The 21,777-nt window shown below is 67.4% G+C and carries 22 protein-coding genes; 15 read left to right on the plus strand and 7 right to left on the minus strand.

All coding sequences use genetic code 11. From position 1 onward, the window contains the following. Window positions 1-45 precede the first annotated feature (45 nt). From VF631_RS11665 to VF631_RS11675, 3 genes are all read left to right on the plus strand, one after another. On the plus strand, window positions 46-3,267 hold the full coding sequence (locus VF631_RS11665) for an amidohydrolase family protein (RefSeq protein WP_431850482.1): 3,222 nt from the start codon (window positions 46-48) through the stop codon (window positions 3,265-3,267). A 174-nt stretch (window positions 3,268-3,441) separates the two neighbouring features. Beyond that, the gene (locus VF631_RS11670) at window positions 3,442-3,762 is read left to right on the plus strand and encodes a PilZ domain-containing protein (RefSeq protein ID WP_431850483.1); all 321 of its coding nucleotides are present in this window, start codon (window positions 3,442-3,444) and stop codon (window positions 3,760-3,762) included. Then, window positions 3,762-4,091 carry a PilZ domain-containing protein gene (locus tag VF631_RS11675; protein WP_431850484.1) on the plus strand — a complete coding sequence of 110 codons (330 nt, stop codon included), beginning with the start codon at window positions 3,762-3,764 and terminating at the stop codon, window positions 4,089-4,091. The genes VF631_RS11670 and VF631_RS11675 overlap by 1 nt, the downstream gene beginning before the upstream one ends. Window positions 4,092-4,100: 9 nt before the next feature. On the opposite strand, the gene VF631_RS11680 is transcribed toward VF631_RS11675, so the two are convergent. Beyond that, a complete protein-coding gene (locus VF631_RS11680; RefSeq protein WP_431850485.1) occupies window positions 4,101-4,760 on the minus strand; it encodes an arylesterase in 660 nt (219 codons plus the stop codon). 18 nt (window positions 4,761-4,778) lie between these two features. Here VF631_RS11680 and VF631_RS11685 point away from each other — a divergent pair, with 18 nt between their 5' ends. From VF631_RS11685 to VF631_RS11710, 6 genes are all read left to right on the plus strand, one after another. Then, window positions 4,779-5,468, plus strand: a complete 690-nt coding sequence (locus VF631_RS11685; RefSeq protein ID WP_431850486.1) for an ABC transporter ATP-binding protein — start codon at window positions 4,779-4,781, stop codon at window positions 5,466-5,468. A gap of 137 nt (window positions 5,469-5,605) precedes the next feature. Next, on the plus strand, window positions 5,606-8,101 hold the full coding sequence (locus tag VF631_RS11690) for an ABC transporter permease (protein WP_431850487.1): 2,496 nt from the start codon (window positions 5,606-5,608) through the stop codon (window positions 8,099-8,101). A 95-nt stretch (window positions 8,102-8,196) separates the two neighbouring features. Continuing rightward, window positions 8,197-8,616, plus strand: a complete 420-nt coding sequence (locus VF631_RS11695; protein ID WP_431850488.1) for a response regulator — start codon at window positions 8,197-8,199, stop codon at window positions 8,614-8,616. A gap of 67 nt (window positions 8,617-8,683) precedes the next feature. Beyond that, window positions 8,684-9,343 carry a glutathione S-transferase family protein gene (locus tag VF631_RS11700; RefSeq protein WP_431850489.1) on the plus strand — a complete coding sequence of 220 codons (660 nt, stop codon included), beginning with the start codon at window positions 8,684-8,686 and terminating at the stop codon, window positions 9,341-9,343. Window positions 9,344-9,421: 78 nt separating this feature from the next. Continuing rightward, entirely contained in the window at window positions 9,422-10,930 is a 1,509-nt protein-coding gene (locus VF631_RS11705; RefSeq protein WP_431850490.1) for an aldehyde dehydrogenase family protein, read from the plus strand. A 210-nt stretch (window positions 10,931-11,140) separates the two neighbouring features. Further along, complete coding sequence (locus VF631_RS11710) at window positions 11,141-11,812, plus strand: OmpA family protein (protein WP_431850491.1); 672 nt, start codon at window positions 11,141-11,143, stop codon at window positions 11,810-11,812. A gap of 76 nt (window positions 11,813-11,888) precedes the next feature. Here the strand turns inward: VF631_RS11710 and VF631_RS11715 are convergent, their stop codons facing one another. Next, window positions 11,889-12,140, minus strand: coding sequence for a hypothetical protein (locus VF631_RS11715; RefSeq protein ID WP_431850492.1), 252 nt, complete (start codon window positions 12,138-12,140; stop codon window positions 11,889-11,891). A 160-nt stretch (window positions 12,141-12,300) separates the two neighbouring features. Continuing rightward, a complete protein-coding gene (locus VF631_RS11720; protein ID WP_431850493.1) occupies window positions 12,301-15,162 on the minus strand; it encodes a M16 family metallopeptidase in 2,862 nt (953 codons plus the stop codon). Window positions 15,163-15,383: 221 nt separating this feature from the next. On the opposite strand from VF631_RS11720, the gene VF631_RS11725 reads away from it, so the two are divergent. The 3 genes from VF631_RS11725 to VF631_RS11735 all read left to right on the plus strand — a co-directional run bounded on the left by VF631_RS11725 (window position 15,384) and on the right by VF631_RS11735 (window position 16,884). Beyond that, window positions 15,384-15,569, plus strand: a complete 186-nt coding sequence (locus VF631_RS11725) for a hypothetical protein (protein ID WP_431850494.1) — start codon at window positions 15,384-15,386, stop codon at window positions 15,567-15,569. A 109-nt stretch (window positions 15,570-15,678) separates the two neighbouring features. Further along, window positions 15,679-15,855 carry a hypothetical protein gene (locus tag VF631_RS11730; RefSeq protein WP_431850495.1) on the plus strand — a complete coding sequence of 59 codons (177 nt, stop codon included), beginning with the start codon at window positions 15,679-15,681 and terminating at the stop codon, window positions 15,853-15,855. Window positions 15,856-15,942: 87 nt separating this feature from the next. Further along, entirely contained in the window at window positions 15,943-16,884 is a 942-nt protein-coding gene (locus tag VF631_RS11735) for a peptidylprolyl isomerase (protein ID WP_431850496.1), read from the plus strand. Window positions 16,885-17,010: 126 nt separating this feature from the next. On the opposite strand, the gene VF631_RS11740 is transcribed toward VF631_RS11735, so the two are convergent. Together VF631_RS11740 and VF631_RS11745 are read right to left on the minus strand one after the other, a co-directional pair. Beyond that, window positions 17,011-17,280, minus strand: coding sequence for a hypothetical protein (locus VF631_RS11740; RefSeq protein ID WP_431850497.1), 270 nt, complete (start codon window positions 17,278-17,280; stop codon window positions 17,011-17,013). Window positions 17,281-17,363: 83 nt separating this feature from the next. Next, window positions 17,364-18,698 (minus strand): hemolysin family protein, encoded by a 1,335-nt coding sequence (locus tag VF631_RS11745; protein ID WP_431850498.1) that lies wholly within the window; start codon window positions 18,696-18,698, stop codon window positions 17,364-17,366. Between the two features lie 138 nt (window positions 18,699-18,836). Here VF631_RS11745 and VF631_RS11750 point away from each other — a divergent pair, with 138 nt between their 5' ends. Together VF631_RS11750 and VF631_RS11755 are read left to right on the plus strand one after the other, a co-directional pair. Further along, window positions 18,837-19,511: an OmpA family protein gene (locus VF631_RS11750; RefSeq protein ID WP_431850499.1), complete on the plus strand. Its 675-nt coding sequence runs from the start codon at window positions 18,837-18,839 to the stop codon at window positions 19,509-19,511. Window positions 19,512-19,583: 72 nt separating this feature from the next. Then, on the plus strand, window positions 19,584-20,366 hold the full coding sequence (locus VF631_RS11755) for a TonB family protein (protein ID WP_431850500.1): 783 nt from the start codon (window positions 19,584-19,586) through the stop codon (window positions 20,364-20,366). A 150-nt stretch (window positions 20,367-20,516) separates the two neighbouring features. Here the strand turns inward: VF631_RS11755 and VF631_RS11760 are convergent, their stop codons facing one another. Then, on the minus strand, window positions 20,517-20,945 hold the full coding sequence (locus VF631_RS11760) for a nucleoside deaminase (protein WP_431850501.1): 429 nt from the start codon (window positions 20,943-20,945) through the stop codon (window positions 20,517-20,519). Window positions 20,946-21,024: 79 nt separating this feature from the next. After that, the gene (locus VF631_RS11765; RefSeq protein WP_431850502.1) at window positions 21,025-21,297 is read right to left on the minus strand and encodes a hypothetical protein; all 273 of its coding nucleotides are present in this window, start codon (window positions 21,295-21,297) and stop codon (window positions 21,025-21,027) included. Between the two features lie 169 nt (window positions 21,298-21,466). Between VF631_RS11765 and rpmB the strand changes: the two genes are divergently transcribed. After that, window positions 21,467-21,757: a 50S ribosomal protein L28 gene (rpmB, locus tag VF631_RS11770; protein ID WP_431850503.1), complete on the plus strand. Its 291-nt coding sequence runs from the start codon at window positions 21,467-21,469 to the stop codon at window positions 21,755-21,757. The last annotated feature ends 20 nt before the right edge of the window (window positions 21,758-21,777 follow it).

Genomic DNA, 21,777 nt, shown 5'->3' on the forward strand with positions numbered 1-21,777 from the left:
AAGCACGCTTAAGCGCCGGGCTCCAGCCGCGCCCGGAGTTCGTTCATGATCAAAGGCTTTGTCGCCCTCGCCGCCGTCCTTCTCTCCTCCACCGCGTTCGCACAGGACAAGAAGGACGAGAAGAAGTGGGACGTGGCCGCGCCTCCGGGGCTGAAGATGCGGCAGGTGCCGATCAACGTGTCCGAAGGCACCTGGATGAACCTGGACGTGAGCCCCGACGGGCGGACGATCGCGTTCGATCTGCTCGGCGACATCTACACGATGCCGATCGGCGGCGGGCGAGCGACACGGATTTCGGCCGGCATGCCCTATGAGACGCAGCCGCGTTTCTCTCCGGACGGACGGCAGATCGCCTTCACTTCGGACCGTGCGGGCGGCGAGAATATCTGGTTGATGAACATCGACGGCTCCAACCGCCGCCAGCTCACCAAGGAAAGCTTCACCCTCCTCAACAACCCGACCTGGAGCCCTGACGGGCGCTTCGTCGCCGCGCGCAAGCATTTTACGACGCAGCGTTCCGCGGGCACGGGCGAGGTTTGGATGTACCATGTCGCCGGCGGCAACGGCGTCGCTTTGGTTGAGCGCCCCAATCCGCAATTCCAGAAGGAACTGGGGGAACCGACGTTCACGCCGACCGGCGACGGCATCTATTTCAGCCGCGACATCACGCCGGGTAACACCTTCCAATATGCGCAGAATTCCAACGACGCGCTGTTCGCGATCGAGCGCTACGACCTCAAGACCGGCGAGCGCACCACGGTCGCGGGCGGGCCGGGCGGCGCGGTTCGCCCGGCGCCGTCACCGGACGGGCGCTGGCTCGCCTACGTCAAGCGTGAGCGCGCCAAGTCCAAGCTCTACATCAAGGACCTGCGCTCGGGCGAGGAGCGCAAGATCTACGACGCGCTCGACCAGGACATGCAGGAGACCTGGGCCGTGCACGGCGTCTATCCGAACATGGACTGGACGCCCGACAGCCGCTCGATCCTGTTCTGGGCCGGCGGCAAGATCCACCGCATCGGCCCGGACGGCTCCGGTCATGCCGAAATCCCGTTCCAGGTCGCCGACAGCCGCGACGTGATCGATCCGCCGCGGCCGCAGGTCAACGTCTTCGCCGAGACCTTCACTACCAAGATGCCGCGCTTCGCCAGCATGTCCCCGGACGGCCGGCGCGTGGTGTTCGAAAGCCTGGGCCGGCTCTACGTCAGGGACGCTGCCGGCAACGCCGCGCCCCGCCTGCTGACCGCGCAGGACAGCGACTTCCAGCTCTTCCCGTCCTGGTCGCGCGACGGCAGCCGCATTGCGTTCGTAAGCTGGAACGACCAGCGGCTCGGCGAAATCCGCACCGTCGGCGCGGACGGATCGGGCCTGCGCACCGTCACCTCCCAGCCGGGCCATTATCGCCGCCCGCGCTTCTCGCCGGACGGCCAGACGATCGTCTACGAAGCTGGGCGGGCCGGTGATCTGACTTCGGAGGCATGGTCGCAGGACAAGGGCGTCTACCGCGTGCCCGCCAATGGCGGCGCGTCCACCCGCCTGACCGCGAATGGCGGCAACCCGCAATTCGGCGCGGCCGGCGACCGCGTCTACCTCGAGCAGAGCGCCGATCAGAAGCTCAAGCTCGTCAGCGTCGACATGAACGGCAAGGATCCGCGCACCCATGCGCAGGGCGATCTCGTCGTCGAATATCAAGTCGCGCCGACCGGCGACCACATCGCCTTTCGCGAGAATTACAACGTCTTCGTCGTGCCCTTCTTCCAGGGCGCCAAGACCCTCGATGTCGGAGCCAAAGCCAACGCGCTGCCGCTCACCAAAGCGACCGGTATTGGCGGCCAATACCTGCACTGGAGCGGCAGCAACGTCGCCTGGAGCATGGGGCCGACGCTCTATACCGCCGCAAGCAACGCGCTGATCCGGTCCGACGGCGGTAAATATGCCGCGCCGACGAGCGGCATCCCGATCGCCGTCACCGCCCGCGCGGACGTGCCGCAGGGCCAGGTCGCCCTGGTCGGCGCCAAGGTGGTGACCATGGCCGACGAGGCGGGCGGAATTATCGAAGATGGCGTGGTGCTGATCGAAGGCAATCGCATCCGCGCCGTCGGCCGCCGCGGCCAAGTCGCCATTCCGGCCGGCGCGCGCCAGGTCGATGTCGCCGGCAAGTTCATCATCCCCGGCCTGATCGATGCGCACGCGCACGGCAGCCAGGGTGAGGACGAGATCGTCCCCCAGCAGAATTGGGAAGCGATGGCGCATCTCGCCTTTGGCGTGACCACCGTCCACGACCCGTCGAGCACGTCGAGCGAGATCTTCCCAGCCGGCGAAATGCAGCGCGCCGGCCTCATTCTAGCCCCGCGCATCTTCTCGACTGGCGAGATCGTCTACGGTGCGCGCTCACCCGGGCGCTACGCCGTGATCGACAGCCTGGACGACGCGCTCGCTCATGTCCGCCGCCTCAAGGCGCAGGGCGCGCATTCGATCAAGAACTACAACCAGCCCCGCCGCGACCAGCGCCAGCAGGTCGTCGCCGCAGCGCTTCGCGAGGATATTGCGGTGGTGGCCGAGGGCGGTTCGCTGTTCGAGATGGACATGGCGCTGATCGCAGACGGCAACACCACGCTGGAGCACAATCTGCCCCAGGCGCGGCTGTACGAGGACGTGCTCGACTTCTTCGGCGCAACCAAGGTCGGCTACACGCCCACGATCGGGGTCACCTATGGCGGCCTTGCCGGCGAGCCCTACTGGATCGGGCAGAGCGAGGTGTTCCGCCACCCGCTCCTCACCCGCCACGTACCCGCCGACGTACTCAACCCGGAACTGGTCCGGGTCACCAAGGCGCCCGAGGAGGATTATGTCGACAAGGTGAGCGCGGCCACCGCCAAGCTCATCTCGCAGCGCGGCGTGCCGGTCTCGATCGGCGGCCATGGCCAGCAGCAGGGCCTGGCCGCGCATTGGGACATGTGGTCGTTCGTGCGCGGCGGCTGGACGCCGATCGATGCGCTGAAAGCCGGCACCGTCACGCCGGCGCGCGCGCTCGGCTTCCGCGACATCGGTTCGCTCGAGCCCGGCAAGATGGCGGACCTCGTCATCCTCGACGCCGATCCGACCCAGGACATCCAGAATAGCGACAACATCTCCAAGGTGATGCTGAACGGCCGCCTCTACGACGCCGCCACGCTGAACGAGGAGGTGACCGGCACCCGGCAACGGCAGCCTTATTACTGGGAGCGCGAGGGCGGAGCGGCGGGGGCACCCGTAACTGCTAACCCCTAATTGTCGACCCGGACTTGATCCGGGGCAGGGCTTTTCTTTCAGCTCAAAAAAAATCAGCCCTGGCCCGGATCAAGTCCGGGCCGACGACTTTCCGCTGTCCAAACTCATCCCGCTGTAGCGATTCGGTAACCGACTTCGTGTCACGGTCCCGCCTGTTTCGACGGGACTGAAGGCATGCGGCTGAACAGGGGTGGATTGGGACTGGCGGGCAGCATGGTGCCGCGCTCGCAGCCGCGCCAGGCGGAGCAGCGCGCCGAGCCACGCCATGGCGGCCTCGTCGATCGCGCGATTCTGGTCTTCCGCGGCCAGGATCACCTCGTTCGGGTGCTCAACATCTCCTCGCGCGGAACCATGATCGAGAGCGAGATCCTGCCTCGCATCGGAGAAAGCGTCACCATGCAGTTCGAGAGTTGCGCTCGGCTCCTCGCGGTCGTGCGTTGGGTCCGGGATGGCCAGATCGGCCTCAATTTCAATCACGATGTCGTTCTCGGCTGATGCGCCGCATAGCGACTGTCAGCATCGACGCCGGTCCGGGACCTGACGCCCGCCGGGAGCCGCGCGCCCCCGTCTCCGCCGAGATACCGCTGCGTGAGCTCGGCCAGGGCGCCACTCAAGCCAGGCTCGTCAACCTGTCCAGCCGCGGCTTCATGGCCGAAACCAAGGCGCTGATCAGCCCCGGCGTGCGCGTGTGGCTGACCCTTCCCGACCAGTTGCGCGTCAATGCGCTGGTGGTCTGGGCGCGCGACGGCCGCGTCGGCGGCGAGTTCGCCGAACCGGTCGATCCTCTGCGCGTCTTCCAGGCCGTCGGGATCGGCGCTCGCTAGACCGCTCCGTCAGGCCTCGACGGCGTTCAGCGCCTGCGTGACGCTTGGCAGGATTCCGCTGACCATGCGCTTGATCCCCTGGAAGTTCGGATGCACGCCGTCCGGCAGGTTGAGCGCACGCACGCCTGCCACGTTGGCGAGGAAGAAGGGGTAGAGCGCCGCTCCATATTTGCGGGCCACGTCCGGGAAGATCGAGTTGAACTCGGCGCCGAAACGCGGGCCGAGATTGGGCGGCGCGAGCATGCCCGCGACCAGCACCGGGATTTCGCGCCTTTTGAACTCGGCCAGGATGGCGTCCATGTCCGCCCGGGTCTGGGCCGGCGGAAGCCCTCGCAGCATGTCATTGCCGCCCAGCGCCACGATCGCGAGGTCCGGCTTCTTCTTGAGGCCGTCCAGCGTCCATTTCAGCCGCGCCCGGCCCTGCCCGACCGTGTTGCCGGACACGCCCGCGTCGGTGACATGGGCGCGCACGCCGTTGCGCCGGAGCGCGTCCTCCAGCTGGGGCGCAAAGCCCTGCCCCCGCGGCAGGCCATAGCCGGCGGTCAGACTGTCGCCGAACGCCAGGACATGGAACTCCTTGGCGAGGGCCGGAGACGCGGCGCCGAAAGTCACGAGCGCCACCAGATAGACAAACAGCCGGCGCGCCCCATATGCGACCCGTAACGACATCGGATTTCCTTCTCCCGCATGCTTCACTCTCATATTGTCATCGACGCGGCCGATGTCACCTTGGCGCTCGGCACCGGCCCGGCCCGCGTCGACATTCTCCGCAAGGTCGACCTAAAAGTCGCGAAAGGCGAAAGCGTTGCGCTGCTCGGACCCTCGGGATCCGGTAAATCTTCTTTGATGGCAGTGCTTTCCGGGCTGGAGCGGGCAAGCGGGGGCGCGATCCGGGTGGCCGGGGCCGATTTCACCGCGCTGAACGAGGACGGCCTTGCTCGCGCCCGGCGCGGCCGGATCGGCATCGTCCTCCAAGCTTTCCACCTGCTGCCGACCATGACCGCACTCGAGAACGTGGCGGTGCCGCTCGAGTTGGCCGGCGAGCCCGATGCCTTCCGGATCGCCGCGGCAGAGCTGGAGGCAGTCGGGCTCGGCCACCGCTTGACCCATTATCCCGCCCAGCTGTCCGGCGGCGAGCAGCAGCGCGTCGCCATCGCCCGCGCAACCGCGCCGCGCCCGGAACTTATCTTCGCCGACGAGCCGACCGGCAATCTCGACACCGTCACCGGTGCGGCGGTCCTCGACCTCCTGTTCGACCGCCAGCGCGACACCGGCGCGACCCTGCTTGTCATTACTCACGACGCCAGCCTCGCCGCTCGTTGCGGGCGCGTGATCGAGATGGGCGATGGACGCATCGTGCGGGATTCGGGGAAGTGATTCCTCCCCGGGACGGGGAGGGGGACCGCCGCCGAAGGCGGGGGTGGAGGGGGCTCCTTGACCTCAACGCAGGCCTCGGGACCCCCGCCACCAGCCTCCGGGTGGTCCCCCTCCCCGTCCCGGGGAGGATCTGAGTCGTGCCCCTCCCCCTCCGCCTCGCTCTGCGCGACCTGCGCGGCGGCCTTTCCGGCCTGCGCCTTCTCGCCGTCTGCCTGTTCCTCGGCGTGCTCGCGCTTGCCGGCGTCGGCTCGCTGTCGGCAGCGATCGTGTCCGGACTTGCCGAGCGCGGCCAGTCGATCCTGGGCGGCGACATCCAGCTCAGCGTCTCCCAGCGCCAAGCCGACCCGCAGGAGCTAGCCGCCATCGCCCGCGTTGGGCAACTCAGCCAACTCACCCGAATGCGCGCCATGGCCGCGCGGCTGGACGGCGCCGAAAGCATCCTGGTCGAGCTCAAGGGCGTGGACGAGGCCTACCCGCTCTACGGCACATTCCGGCTCCAGCCGGGTGCGCTGCGCGGTCGGCCCCGCGGTCCTGAAGTGGCGATCGCGCCTGAGCTGGCCGAGCGCCTGGGCCTACGCGTCGGCGATCAGCTCCGCATCGGTAACGCGGCCCTGAAGATCGTCGGCTTCATCGCCGAGGAGCCGGACCGCGTCGGGCAGGGCTTCACGCTCGGCTCCACTGCCCTGGTCGATGACGCCGGGCTCGCCGCCACGGGCCTCGTCCAGCCCGGCAGCCTTTATACCAGCGCTTACCGCCTCCGGCTGGCGCCCGGCCAGGATGTCGCCGCGACAGCCAAAAGCCTGAACGAGCGCTTCAAGAATGCCGGCTTCCAGGTGCAGGACCGTTCGAACGGCGCTCCCGGCGTCCGCCGCTTCATCGAGCGGCTCGGCCAATTCCTGACCCTGGTGGGACTCACCGCCCTGATCGTCGCCGGCATCGGCGTCGGCAACGGTGTTACCTCCTACCTGGACAGCAAGCGCGGGATCATCGCCACGCTGAAGATGCTTGGCGCCACGTCCACGACGATCTTCCAGAGCTACCTGCTCCAGATCGGCATCGTCGCTCTCGGCGCGATCGCGGCGGGTCTCGCGATGGGGGCGCTGGTCCCCTGGATCGTCACCCTGGTGGCGGGCAGCGCCCTGCCGGTGCCGCCAAGCCTGTCCGTTTATCCGGTGCCGCTGGCGGCGAGCGCGACGTACGGCCTGCTGATCGCTTTCCTGTTCGCCATCCTGCCCCTCGCCCGCGCCCGCACCGTGCCCGCCGCGAGCCTGTTCCGCGGGAGCCTTGAGCCGCCGCGTCGGCCGGCCTGGACCCTGCTGCTCGCGGTGACCGTCGCTGGCGGCCTCATCGCCGCGCTCGCCATCTTCACCGCGCGCGAGCCACCCTTCGCTGCCACCTTCATCGCGGCGGTGCTGGGACTAGTGCTGATGCTGACCCTGCTCGGCTGGCTGATCCGGCTGATCGCGGCGCGGTTGCCACGGCCGCGCAACCCGCTGTTCCGGCTCGCGCTCGCCAATCTCCATCGGCCCGCGGCGCAGACCGGACGGCTGGTGGTTGCGCTCGGCCTTGGCCTCACCCTGTTCACCACGCTGGCGGTGATCGAGACCAACTTGTCCGGCCAGATCCGGACCAATATCCCCGCCAAGGCGCCGAGCTTCTTCATGCTCGACATACCGGTCGAGGAGATCGGCCGCTTTCGCGCGATGGCGAAGGGCGCGGCTCCGGGAGGGGACCTTGTCACCATTCCCTCCCTGCGCGGCTCGGTGGTCGCGATCGGCGATCGCCGCGTGGCCGAGATGAAGGAGATACCGGAGGGCGGCTGGTTCCTGCGCGGGGATCGGGGGCTGACCTATGCCGCCGAACTCCCCGAGGGCAGCCGCATCGTCGAAGGAAGCTGGTGGCCGGCTGATTACCAAGGGCCGCCGCTCGTCTCGCTCGATGTCGAGGCGGCGCGCGCGGTCGGGCTCAAGGTCGGCGACAGCATCACGGTTTCGATCCTCGGGCGCGACATCGAGGCGCGGATCGCTTCGCTCCGCGAGATCAACTGGGATACGATGGGGTTCAATTTCGTGATCGTGTTCGCACCGGGCGCACTCGAATCCGCGCCGCACAGCTTCATGGCCACCATCTCCATGCCCGAGGCGCAGGAACGCGCCTTCTCGCGCGCGGTCTCGAACGCATTCCCCAGCGTCTCGGCGATACGCGTCAAGGAGGTCGTCGAGACTGTCGCCGGCATGCTCGGCCAATTGTCGGTCGCGGTGCGGTCGGCGGCGTCGGTGGCGATCCTCGCCGGCATCGCGGTGCTGATCGGCGCGCTCGCCGCCAGCCGGCGCGCCCGCATATACGACAGCGTCATGCTGAAGCTGCTCGGCGCGACGCGCGGGCGCATCCTGCTCGCCCAGGCCCTCGAATTCGCGCTGCTCGCCGCGATCTTGGCGGGCGTCGCCTTCGCGCTCGGCGCCGGGGCCGGCTGGTATGTCGTCGTGAAGGTGCTGGAGCTTGACTGGGCGCCGGACTGGGGCGTTGTCGCCGCAACGCTCGCGTTCGGCGCGCTCGTCACGCTCGTTCTCGGCCTGCTGGGCTCGCTCCCGGCCCTTGCCGCCAGACCAGCCCGGGCGCTTCGCTCCCTTTAACGCATCCGCTCTTCCGGGCCCGGAACAGAGAAGCCGGATGACGGTTTCGTGACGAGTCGCCGCTGTTTGTCAGCGGCTTGTAAGGGGATGAGTTCATGCGCGAAGACGCTCGCACGATTTTGTTGGTCGAAGACGAGCCTCTGGTGCTGCGCTCCACGGCCGACCTGCTCAGTCATGAGGGCTATCGCGTGCTGGAGGCCGCAAGTTTCGACGAAGCGCTCGAATGTCTGGGTACCTGCCCCGATTTGGCGGCGATGGTCACCGACATCGGCATCTCCGGAGAGCAGGACGGGATCGCACTCACCCACGCGGTTCGGGAGCGCTGCCCGCAGGTCCGCATCGTCCTCGTCTCCGGCCGGACCCGGCCCAGCAGCGATCAATATCCGGCGGACGCGATCTTCTTCACCAAGCCGTATGCGCCGTCGGCCCTACTCACGGTAGTCCGCCAGAGCATCGACGGGGAACTGGAGCCCCGCGCTTCCGCCATGAGGATGGACGGCGTCGGCGTCCTCTGATCCGAATGCCGCTTGAAAGCGGCGACATCAGTCCTAATTCGCTACCGATCTAGCGAAAGGGCTCCCAATGATCGATCTCTACACCGCCGCGACGCCAAACGGCTGGAAGGCCTCGATCACGCTCGAAGAGCTGGAACTCCCCTACAAGCTCCACCCGATCGACCTATCCTCCGGCGAGCAGAAGAAACAGCCGTTCATCGACATCAACCCGAATGGCCGAATCCCGGCGATCGTCGACCGCGAAGCGGACGATTTCGCCGTCTTCGAATCCGGCGCGATCATGATGTACCTGGCGGAGAAGACGGGGCGCCTGATGCCGGCCGACGCCAAGGGGCGCAGCCGCGTGGTCCAATGGCTGATGTTCCAGATGGGCGGGGTCGGCCCGATGATGGGCCAGGCCAACGTCTTCACCCGCTACTTCCCTGAGCATCTGCCGAGCGTGATCGACCGCTACCGCCGCGAAGGCCGGCGCCTGTTCGAGGTGCTCGACCGCCACTTGGCGGCCAACGAATATCTGGCCGGAGACTATTCAATCGCGGACATCGCCAACTGGTCGTGGGTGCATACCCATGAATGGCCCGGCATCGACATAGCGGGCCTGCCCAATCTGCAGCGGTGGATGAAGGCAGTCGGTGTGCGCCCGGCAGTCCAGAAGGGCCGGCAGGTGCCTCCCCGCAACGTCGAGCCCGACGAGACGGTGAAGATGGCGAGGAAGATGCTGGCCTGAAGCTCATACTCGCACCTATTTCCGGCCTTCGCCGGAACGGTGAGAGCGCCTATAGGCACCGCCGAAGGAGACTCACTCATGAACGAGATGACCCGCATCAGTGCACAGCCGGCCTACTCCGAAGGCGTGCAGGCGCTGCTTGGGCGCGAGCCGGCGCTTTTCATCAACGGCGAGTGGGTGCGCTCGAGCCATGACGCCCGCATCCCGATCCACGATCCGTCCACGGGCCGCGAAATCTCGTCCATGGTCGATGCCTCGATCCAGGACGTCGACCGCGCGGTTGCGGCGGCCCGGACGGCATTCGACGACGGTCGCTGGTCGGGTCTGTCACCCTATCAACGCGAGCGGATCATCAGCAAACTCGCCGACCTCGTCGAAGCGCACATCCCGGAGCTCGCCGAGCTCGAGTCGATCGACAACGGCAAGCCGCGCTCGGCTTCGCAGGGCTATGACCTGCCGAAATGCGTTCAGACCCTGCGCTACATGGCCGGCTGGGCGACCAAGCTGTCGGGCGAGCATATCGAGCCCTCGGGGATGCCGACCGGCGCGATCCACGCTTATGTCCGGCGCGAGCCGATCGGCGTCGCCGCGCAGATCGTGCCGTGGAACTTCCCGCTGATGATGGCGGTGCAGAAGATCGCGCCTGCCCTCGCCGCCGGCTGCACCCTTGTGCTGAAGCCGGCCGAGCAGACGTCGCTGACCGCGCTGCGTTTCGCCGATCTGGTGGCGGAAGCCGGCGTGCCCGCAGGTGTCGTCAATATCGTCACCGGCATGGGCGAGACCGCTGGCGATCGCCTGGTCCGCCATCCGGACGTCGACAAGGTCGCCTTCACCGGCTCGACCGAGGTCGGCAAGATCATCAACCGCGCGGCGACCGATACCCTAAAGCGCGTGACGCTCGAACTCGGCGGCAAGTCGCCGGTGATCGTGCTGCCGGACGTCGACATCAAGAAGACGGCGGCGGGCGCGGCGCGCTCGATCTTCGCCAATTCGGGCCAGGTCTGCATCGCCGGCTCGCGTCTGTTCGCGCACCGTGACGTGTTCGACCAGTTGCTCGAGGCGGTAGCCGCCAATGCGGCCGGCTGGAAGGTCGGCCCTAGCCTCGCGCCCGACACCATGATGGGCCCGCTGGTTTCGACCGAGCAGCGCGACCGGGTGATGGGCTTCATCGAGGGCAGCCGCAAGGACGGCGCCTCGATCATGGCCGGCGGCGACGCTCCGGGTGGGGAAGGTTATTTCGTCAATCCCACCATCCTGGTCGACGTGAAGCCCGAAATGTCTTGCGTGAAGGAGGAGATTTTCGGCCCGGTGCTGACCGCCCAGCGCTTCGATGACCTCGACGCCGTCGCCAAGGCTGCCAACGACACCAGCTACGGCCTTGCCGCCTCGGTCTGGACCCGGGACGTCTCGGCCATGCACAAGCTCGCCGCCAAGATCAAAGCGGGCATGGTGTGGGGCAATACCCCGTCCGCGGCCGATACGTCGCTCCCGTTCGGCGGCTACAAGCAGTCCGGGTTCGGCCGCGAGAGCGGGCGCTACGGCATCGAGGCCTATACCGAACTCAAGACGGTCGCGATCGCACTGTAGAGCGCAGGTCCGTCGCCTCAGACGAGACTTCCGTCGACCGTGCCTTGCGGCGTTGGAGGATCAGGTCGGTAAGACGAGCGATCAGTTTCGCCCGGAAAGGGACAAGAACTGAAGGGTAGCGCATCGGGCCTTATCCTTGTCGCGGCTTTGCGCTATGACATGAGGCTAGGTGAATAGAAGGTGGGGAAGTTTATGCGCCGTTTAGCATTGATGTCGCTGTTTCTTGCGTCAGTTCCGGCCGCGGCCGTCGCCCAGAGCGGCGCGACTCGCAGCGCCGAAGACTATGTTTGCGCGCTGACCGACGATTGCGAGACCACGGCCGACACTCCGGCGGAGGCCGCCCCGACCACCGGCGTCAAGCCCCGCACCAGCGCCACCCGCGGCTTCAGCCTCAGCCGCCCCGGCGCCAAGCCGACGGCCAAAGCCGCTGCCCCGGCGCCCAGCCGCAGCACCGCTTCCTCGCCGGCGCGCACCGCAGGCAAGCCGCAGCCGGTCAAGACCGCTTCCGCAAACCGGCCCAAGCCTGCAACCACAAAGGCGGTGGCCCGTCGGGTCGACCTGCGGCTCAGCTTCGAACTCGGCTCTGCGGAACTGACCGCCCAAGCCAGGGAAGAAGCCAAGGTGTTCGCCCAGGCGCTGCAGATGCCGTCGCTCCAATCCAAGCGGTTCGTGATCGAGGGCCACACCGATGCACAGGGCAGCCGCGCATCCAATCTCGACCTCTCGCAGCGTCGCGCCCGCGCCGTCGCCGACTTCCTGTCCAGCCTGGGCGTTTCCCGTGATCGCTTCGAAGTTCGCGGCTACGGTCCCGATCGCCCGTTGCCCGGCCGGTCTGCCGCCTCTCAGGACAACCGGCGCGTCGAAGCGGTGCTGGTTTCGTAGCCGCTCGTTACCCCAGCGAAGGCTGGCGTCCACGCTGACTCAGATTGGATGCCAGGCTCCGCTGGCATAACCAATTTCAGCGCGCCTCAGGACAGCGCGAGTAATCGGGCTCGCGCCGTCGCTGCGATGCGCGGCGATCCTCCTTGCCGATGCATTCCTCGCGCTTGCGGAGGGCGCGGCCGCGCTTCTCGTCGGCTTCGGACTGGCTCGTGGTCAGAACATCCACCGTCTTGGACGCGGCCTTGACCGGAAGCGTGACGATATCGACGGCCGTGCTGATGCAGCCGCCGAGGGGCAGGGCGAAGATCGCGAGGACCAGGATACGCATACGACTCAACCCTAACCCGTTTCGCTCACCCTGAGGAGCCGCTGAGCGAAGTCGAAGCGGCGTCTGAAGGACGGGTGTACGGTCCTTCGAGACGGACCTTCCCCCGGATCAAGTCCGGGGTCAGTCCCTCCTCGGGATGAGCGGTTTCGGCTTGATTGGCTTACCCCGCCTTCAACGCTGGTACGTCGAGGTTGAGCTGATCGGCCGGGATCACCTCGACATCAGGCCGCAGCGCGCGCAGCTTGTCGATGAACTTGGACGAATCGCCCACGATCACCAGCGTCGCCCGGTCGGCCGCGCTGAGCCGGGCCGCGGCCTTGCTTGCCGCAGCCGGAGACACGGTTTCAATATTCTGCAGGTATCGCACCGCTTCGGAGGGTGAGAGGCCCTGCTGGATGAGCCCGGCCAGCGTCGCGCCGAAGCCCGCGCTGGTTTCCGACTGCAACGTGTAGAGGCCCGACACGAACGCCTTGCGCTTCTCGATCTCCTCGGCGGTCAGCGGCTGCTTGCCCAACCGGTCGAGCTCATCGAGGAAGATCTTGGCGACATCAGCCGCGCTCTCGTTCTTGGTCTGGGCCGAAGCGGTCAGCAAAGCCTGGTCGGCGCGGGCCGGCAGGCTGCTGTTGGCGCCGTAGCTCAGCGCCCGCTTGGTGCGCACCTCCTCGAACAGGCGTCCGTTGGAGCCCGAACCCAGGATCGCGTTGGCGACGACCAGATTATAGTAATCGGGATCCGCTCGGTTGATACCGCGCACCGCCGCGATGACCGCCGCCTGGCCGGCACCCGGCAAGTCGATCACCACCGTCCGGACCTTCTGGGCCTCGCCGGCCCGCGCTGTCGGGGCGACCGGCGCCGGCCCCTGCCCGCGCCAGCCGGCGAACAGCCGCTGCGCCATGGCTGCGGTCGCCTGCGGGTCGATACCGCCCGAAACGACCAGGGCCGCATTGGCCGGGTGCCACCAGGTCCGATACTGGCCCGCCAGATCCTCGCGGGTGAGGCCCTTGAGCGAGGTGACGGTGCCGCCGGCGAGCGCCCCGTATGGCGCGGTGCCATAGGCGACGGGCTGCACCACCATTGAGGCGAGCGCGCCCGGATCGCGCATCGCGACGCCCAGCGAGTCAATCGCGCGGGTCCGTTGCCGCTCGACCTCATCGGCCGGGAAGCTCGCATTCTGGACGATGTCGGCGAGCACGCGGCCGGCAGCCTCCAGGTTGGTGGCGGGAGCGGAGACCGAGACCGTGATCCCGTCCGGCCCCGCGCCGCTGTTGATCGAGGCGCCGAGCGATTCGAGTTCGATCGCGATTCGCTGCGCGGTCCGGGTCGTCGTGCCGCGGGTGGCGAGGTCGGCCGCGAGCGTGGCGAGCCCGGCCTTTCCGCGCGGATCGGTCGAAGCGCCGCCGCGCATCACCATCGTCATGGTCGCGATCGGCACGTTTCCGGTCTTGGCGGTCACCAGCGTGAGGCCGTTGGCCAACTTGCTTTCGGCGATTGTGGGCGGGGTGACCGGGACCGCTGCTCCGGGCGCCGGCGGTTGTTGCCGCTGTCCTTCGGGCGCGAGCGCATTGGCCGGCCGGGTGGCGGGCGGGACCGACTTGAACACGGGCAGCGGCGTGGGATTCGCCCAGCTGTCACCGGTCTGCCCGGCCGGACGCTCCTTCTCGTTGACGTAGCGGATCGCAACCCGCGCGTTGGGCGCGAGGTACTTCCGCGCGACACGCTGAACGTCGGCTGCGGTCACCCGCTGGATCGCGGCGAGCTCCTTGTCAGGTGCGCGCGGATCCCCGGTGCGGACGAGCGCTTCGCCAAGCGCGAAGGCACGGCCCTGGAAGGTCTCGCGCTCGCGAAGCGCGTCGGCGATCAGCTCGTTTTTCGCTTCCGTGAGCTCGGCAGCGGTAACCTGCTGCGCCCGCATTCGCTCGATTTCATTGGCGAGCACCGTCTCCGCGTCGGGCATCGCGCGGCCGCCCGCCATGATGACATTGGTGCCGAGGAAACCGCTTTCTTCGGTATCGATGAGATTCGAAGAGGCGCTCGTTGCGATCCCCTTCTGAACGAGCGCCTGATAAAGTCGGCTGTTATTTCCGTCGCTGAGGATGCCGCTCAGGACCCGCAGCGCGGGAATGTCGGCGTGGCTCGAACCCGGCGTCTGCCAAAGTGAGCCGACCACCGGCAGCGGGACGTTGGGGGCATAGGCAGTAACCAACCGCTCCTTGGTGCGCGGCGCGTCCCGCTCCGTGATCGCGAGCGACGTTTTCCTGGCGCGGGCCGGGATCGAGCCGAAATATGTGTCGACCCATGCTGCAAGCTTCGCCTCATCGAAGTTGCCGGCGATGATCAGGCTTGCCGTATCCGGGCCGTAGAAAGCTTCGTGAAAGGCGCGGGCGTCTTCGAGTTTCGCGGCGTCGAGGTCCGCAATGCTGCCGATCGTCGGCCTGCGGTGCGGCATCTTGTCCCAGGCGTTCTCGACGCTGACGAAGGAAAAGAGCCGCCCGTACGGCGGCGCGAGCACGCGCTGGCGCAGCTCTTCCTTGACGATGTTGCGCTCTTTCTCGAACACCTCCGCGTCGACCACGGGCCGCGCCATGCGCTCGGCATGGGTCCAGAGCATCGTCTCGAGGTAGCGGCCCGGCACCGTTTCGTAATAGTTGGTGCGGTCCCAGCTGGTGGAGGCATTCCGGACACCGCCGACATCCTCGGTCAGCTTGTTGATCATGTTGTAGGGCATGTTGACGGTCTTGCGCGACAGGATGTGCTCGAACATGTGCGCGAAGCCGGAGCGGCCCGCCGGGTCGTGCTTGGCGCCGACTTCATACCAGACGGAGACGGACACGTTCGGCGTGGTCTTGTCCCGCAGCGTGTAGACCGTCAGCCCGTTCTTGAGCTTGCGCATCTTGTAGGCCAGCGGGGGCACGCTGAGCCGTGGCGCCTGCGCGCCCGCGCCCTGGGCCGCTGCAGCAGGCGCGGCGCCCGCAATCAATCCGATCGTCGCCGCCGCGAGCAATAAGCCAAGTTTCGTCCTCATCCCTCATCCCCTCGAATTTTCTGCTTGATCGCAGATGCATACGGCTATCCCGCCGGGCGCGGTAGCGCGAAGTGAACAGGGCGGAATGTCGTTTGCAGATGGGAGACGGTCGTTCGTCGAGGCCGTTCCGATCGCCGGTGCAGGATTCATTCTCCAGGCTGCTGTTCCGGTGACCTCTCGGCTGCTATCATGATGCCTCACCGAGTCCCGGGGGGGAATCAATGGATCCGTTCGATCGAGATTATTATCTCGCGCGCATCGCTGCCGAGGAAAATGCGGCGGACAGCGCCTCTCACCCGCTTGCGGCGCTCAGCCACCGGAGGCTGGCGGAGGAATATGCCAGTCTCATCGAGGCAACCGACTCGCTCTCCGGCTGCTTTTCCGACGCTGATCCGGTCGCCCGCTAACCTGCTTTAGGGAGGTTCGTATACTCCCGTTAACACTCGTGAATGCGGGGAGAGCAGTTCCAAGGCATTGAGGCGGTTCTTGGCCTTTGGCGACTGAACGGGACCGATCATGGAAGAACTGATCAACTATCATCTGGGCCGAGCCAAGGCGGAGCTGGATCTGGCCAAGCGCGCGTCTTCCGCCCAGGCGGCCCGCTCCCATTCCGACCTGTCGTCCCTCCACTTGGAGCAACTGCGCGGACTCGGCTGCCCGGTAGAAGCGGCGGGAGCCTCGATGGCGGCGTAAGCTCCCTCAGGCTTCTTCCAACAAGTCCCCACTTGATCTCGGCGCTCCGCTTCCGGATGATCGCCCAAAGATCGAGGGAGTGGGCAAATGAATCGAGCGGCAATCCTGGCAGGCATGGCGATGCTGGTCGCGTCCGCCGACGCATCCGCCTGGCAGAGGAAAGCCGCCTCTCCTTCCGGCCAATGGCGGCTTGCTCCGGTGGCGAAGGCGACGGAGCCATCCGATGTGCTGAAAGCGTCCCGGCCTGCCGAATGGCGGGACATCGCGGCTGACGACCTGCTGGTCATGGACCTCGCCGACAACAGCCGCGTGCTGATCGAGCTGGCGCCCGATTTTGCGCCCGTGCATGTCGCCAACATCCGCGCCCTTGCCCAGGGCGGCTGGTGGCAGGGCGCGTCCATTTATCGCGTGCAGGACAATTATGTCGCGCAATGGGGGCTGAACGAGAGCGACAAGCCGCTGCCCGCGCGCGTCGTCAAGCGGCCCCCGGCCGAATATCATCGCCCGCTCGCCGGGCTGAAGCTGCGCCCGCTTGGTTATCCTGACAGCTATGCGCCGGTCGCGGGCCACGCTGGCGGCTGGCCGGTCGGGTACGATCCCCGCTCCGGGCGTGCCTGGCTCGCCCATTGCTACGGTGCGGTCGGGGTTGGCCGCGATCTTGCCCCGGATACCGGCACCGGCGGTGAACTCTACGCCGTGATTGGCCACGCGCCTCGCCATCTCGACCGCAACATCGCCGTCGTCGGCCGCGTCGTCGAAGGCATGGAGGCGCTGACCGCGCGCCGGCGCGGCACCGAAGCGCTCGGCTTCATCAAGGACCCCAAGGACCACGTCCCGATCGCCCGGATCCGCCTCGCCTCCGAGCTGCCGGCGAGTGAGCGCCCGGCGATGCAGGTGATGCGCACCGATACGCCGCGCTTCGGCGCTTACGTCCTCGGCCGCGCCAATCGCGGCGGCACCTTCTTCCAGGTTCCCGCGGGTGGGGTCGACCTGTGCAACGTCAACGTGCCGGTGCGGCGTAAGCCCTAGCTCCTCCCCGTCCTGGGGAGGGATCACATGGCATGGAAACGCCGGCCCCTCGCGTAACGGAAATCAGGAGCCGGCGCTGAGCGGGCGGTGTCGGCCGTATCGGCGCACTCGCCCGAGTGGCAGCGGTCAGGCCGCGAAGGCATGCTCCGGCGAGTCGAACACCGGGCCGCGGATAATGCGGACGCTCTGGCCGCCTGCGACCATGCTGGAGCTCTCCAGCGGCAGCGCGGTGGCGCAAAAAGCGCATTCCGCCATCATCCGGCCGATATACCAATGGGTGTGCCCGCAGCCCGGGCAATGATTGGTCTGATGGTCGCGGTACACGATGTGATAACCACGCTGGCCCGCCTTCGGAATGATACATCCACCGCGCGCTTCCAGAACACTCGTTGCCATAAAGGCTCCTCTTACTCGATACTTGCGGTCCTTAACGAGCAATCTGCGGGATCGGTTGCATGGCCGGGAGATGAACGGAATGGTTAACCGCCGCGCCGGCGTCGGACGATTTCGGAGGCGAGCAACTTGTCGATCTTGCGTCCGTCCAGGTCGACGATCTCCCACTGCCAGCCGCCGAACGTGAAGCGCTCGCCCACCTCCGGCAGATGCTTGAGGACGGACAGGGCAAGGCCGGCGACGGTCGCGTAGTCGCGGTCCTCCGGCAGGCTGATGCCGAGCTGGTCGATCAGCGCGTCGGCGGGCAGCGAGCCGGACACCCACCAGCTGCCGTCCTCGCGCTCGACCAGCGGCGGATCGGTATCGACATCCTGGTCCGATGCGAACGATCCCGCCAGCGCGGCGAGCAGGTCGGCGGGGGTCACCAGCCCGTCGAAATGACCATATTCGTCGTGCACGAAAGCCATCGGCACATCCGCCGAACGAAGCGCGGCGAGCGTGTCCATCGCATCCATCTGGTCGGCCACGATGGGCGCGTCGCGCATCAGCGCGCGCAAGTCGATCGACCGCCCCTCCGCCAGCGCCGCGGCGATGTCGCGCGCCTGGACGACGCCCAGCAACTGGTCGACCGACCCTTGCGCGACAGGCAGCCTCGTGTGCGGCGTCTCGACCAGCTGGCGGCGGATCGCATCCTGATCGGAATCGACGTCGATCCAGTCCACGTCCGTGCGCGGCGTCATCACTTCGCGAGTCGGCCGGTCGGCCAGGCGCACAACGCCCGAGATGATCGCCCGCTCGCTTTCCTCGATCACGCCGGCGCTGGTCGCTTCGGCCACCACCATGTGCAGCTCCTCGGCGGTCACCCGGTCCGACTTCTCCCGATCGAGCCGGAGAAGTCGGAAGATCAGCGCGCTTGTGCGGTCCAGCAGCCAGACCAGGGGCGCGGTCGCCTTGGCCAGCCACAGCATCGGCACCGCCATCGCCGCCGCGATCGGCTCGGGGGCGCGTAAGGCGAATTGCTTGGGCACCAGCTCGCCCACGATCAGCGACGCGTAGGTCGTGACCATGATCACCAGGACGAACCCCAATGTTTGGGCAAGGCCGGGCTCGACGCCGAGCGCAGCGATCCGGCTCCCGACCGGCCCGCCGAGGCTCGCGCCCGAATAGGCGCCGGCCAGGATGCCGATTAGCGAGATGCCGATCTGCACCGTGGACAGGAAGCGTCCGGGATCGGCGGCAAGATCGAGCGCCGTCTGCGCCCCGCGCTTGCCCCCCTTCGCCATCGCCTTCAGCCGCGGCCGGCGCGCCGACACGATGGCGAGCTCCGACATCGCGAACAGGCCGTTCAGCCCGATCAGCAAGGCGATCAGCGCCACGTCGAACCAGGGAAAGGCGGTGCTTGGGGGAGCGGCGGGGGACATGTGTGCGCGGCCTGCCAGTGTAGCCGCTAAACTTTCGCAGCCACAACACAATCCTCAGATGCCGTTCAACCGGCAGGTGGAACAAGGCCCGGCAAGGGCGGTTGGGCCGCCCGTTCACTTGCACCCGAAGGAATGAGTATGATCAAGTCCAAGCGTATCACCGGCGCGGCGCTCGCCGCGGCCCTCCTCGCCACAACCGCCTGCGTCACCAATCCGGAAACCGGCGAGCGCGAGTTCCAGACGCGCACCGCCATCGGCGCCGCGGTCGGCGTGGTTGCCGGCTATTTCGGCGGCGACCTGATCGGCGGCCGTCGCGACCGGACCGAGAAAGCGGTCGGCGCGGGCGTCGGCGCGATCGCGGGCGCCGCGATCGGCCAGTATATGGATCGCCAGGAGCGCGAGCTTCGCCGCAAGACCGAAGGCACCGGCATCGTCATCGAGCGGCAAGGCGACGAGCTCTTGTTGAGCATGCCCGCCGGGATCACCTTCCCGATCAACAGTGCGGACATCCAGCCGCAATTCTACGGCACGCTCGATGAAGTCGCGCAGACTTTGGCGGCTTATCCGTCCACTCTGATCGACGTGTATGGCCATACCGATCCCAGCGGCGGCGACCGCATCAACGTTCCCTTGTCGCAGAACCGCGCCCAGTCGGTCGCCGGCTATCTCGCGCGTCAGGGCGTCAACCCCGTCCGGATCGCAACCCAGGGCTTCGCCTCGTCCCGCCCGATCGCGGACAACGGCACCGAAGTCGGCCGCGCGCAGAACCGCCGTGTCGAGATTCGCGTCGTTCCCAACACCGATCAGGGCTGATCGGGACCGGGCGGCCGAGCAAGGGGCGTCGGGGAAACCCGGCGCCCTTCCGCGCGTCTGGAAGCGGGTGAGATGCGCAGGAACGCAGCCGACCTAGAGCCCGTCCGGATGCGTCTGCGGGCGCTGCTCGGGGTGGCCGCGCTGCACGCTCTGCTCGGTTACCTGCTCCTAACTGGGCTCGGCGTCGAAACCGTCCGCCAGCTTGGCAGCGGGCTTAAGGTGTTTGACATCCCCGAGGAGCTTCCGCTCCCCTCACCCGAGCCGGTGGCCGCGAAAGTGCGGATCGTGGAACCTGAAGGCGCCGCTTCGCCGCCCAGCCTTGAGGCTCGCCCAAGCCCGATCGTAGCACCGCCCCCGGAGATCCGTCTCCCCGTCCAACCGAAACTCGTCACCGTCCCTGAGCCGAAGCCCGGAGACCCCGGCAGCGCGCCCGACGCGGGCGCCTCCAGCGTCACCGGTCCGGGCACCGGTGCGGGCGGCATCAGGGTCGGAAGCGGCGCGGGCGGGCAGGGGAGCGGCACCGGCGGGGGCGGAACATCGCGCGCCGTCCGGATCAGCGGCGTTCTCGACGGCGCGCAGGATTATCCGCGCGCTTCGCGCAAGGCCGGCATCGAAGGTTCGGTCTCGGTGCGCTTCACCGTCGCGACCGACGGTCGCGTCGATTTCTGCCGCGTGCTGCGCTCCACCGCCAATGCCGAGATCGAGGCGACCACCTGCCGCTTGATCCAGCGCCGCTTCATTTACCGCCCCGCCCGCGACGCAACCGGCCGGCCTGTCGAGGAGGTGGTCACCCGCACCTTTCACTGGTCGCTGCCGAGGCGAGATGCCGCGCCGGACGGCAGTCAGGACAACTAACAGCACAGTCGGCGGCATCTCCTCCTCGTCGGCCCGGACTTGATCCGGGCCAGGGCTGACTTCGGACTGCGGCCAGACAAGAAGCCCGGCCCCGGATCAAGTCCGGGGCGACGAGAAGATGGGGCCTGAGCACTTTATCTTACGTTCTCGTCAGCGTCGCTCGCCGAAGAAGGCGCGCAGCAGCCGCGCCGATTCCTTCTCACCGATCCCGCCAAACACTTCGGGCGCATGATGGCAGGTCGCTTGCCCGAAAAGCCGCGGCCCGTGCAGCACCGCCCCGCCCTTGGGATCGGCTGCCGCGAAGTAAAGCCGCCGGATCCGCGACAGGGCGATCGCGCCGGCGCACATCGCGCACGGCTCCAGCGTCACCCAAAGGTCGCACTCGTCGAGCCGCGACGTGCCGAGCGCCAGGCCGGCTTCGCGCAGCGCCTCCATCTCCGCATGCGCGGTAGGATCGCAGCGGCTGCGCATCCGGTTAGCGGCGGCGGCGATCACCTCGCCGTCCCGCACCACCACCGCTCCCACCGGCACTTCGCCCGCCGCGGCCGCCTCCCCCGCCCGAAGCAGGGCGAGGCGCATCGGTTCGGGCAAAGGAAAGGCCATGCGGCCCGTTAGCGCCGCATGGCCTCGATTGTAATCTCGAGCGGCGCCGGAGCGCTTATTCCTCGCCGTCGTCCTTAACGCCGACCGCGGGGACATCGACGGTCTGCTTCTCGGTTTCGATCTTCGGGACATCGATCTCGGTCTTGGTCGTGCCGACCACGACTTCCTTGGAGTCCATGTCTACCTCTGGGAGCGAGCCGCCCTTGGCGGTCACGTCGACGTCAGGCATCGAGCCTTCCTTCACGTCCGCCTTCCAGAAACCGGTGGCGAACAACACGATGGCGATCAGAACGACGATCGCCAGGATGGCGAGAAGCTTACGTGACATATAGATCCTCCTTGAACCAGCCGAGGCGGCTTCGGTAAGATCAACGCAGGTTAGGGGATTCGGTTGCAGGGCCGCAACGATCACTGGAGTTGACTGAACGGGCCTGCCGCTTTATTTGCCCCCGCTTTCCGGGGTGAACTGCGCCCCGCAATCAAAACGAGAGATCGACATGTCGCGCATTTGCGAGCTGACCGGCAAGACCCGGCAGGTGGGCCACAACGTGTCCCACGCCAACAACAAGACCAAGCGCACCTTCCTGCCCAATCTGCAGAACGTGACCTTGATCTCCGACTCGCTCGGCCGCAGCGTCTCGCTGCGCGTTTCGACGGCGGGCCTGCGATCGGTGGAGCATGTCGGCGGGCTCGACAATTGGCTCACCAAGTCCGGCGAAGACAAGCTCAGCGACAAGGCCCGCAAGCTGAAGCGCGAGATCGCCAAGAAGCAGACCGAAGCGGCCTAATCTTCGGCCGGCACCAGCGC

It is taken from the genome of Allosphingosinicella sp. (assembly GCF_036387615.1).
GTDB lineage: Bacteria > Pseudomonadota > Alphaproteobacteria > Sphingomonadales > Sphingomonadaceae > Allosphingosinicella.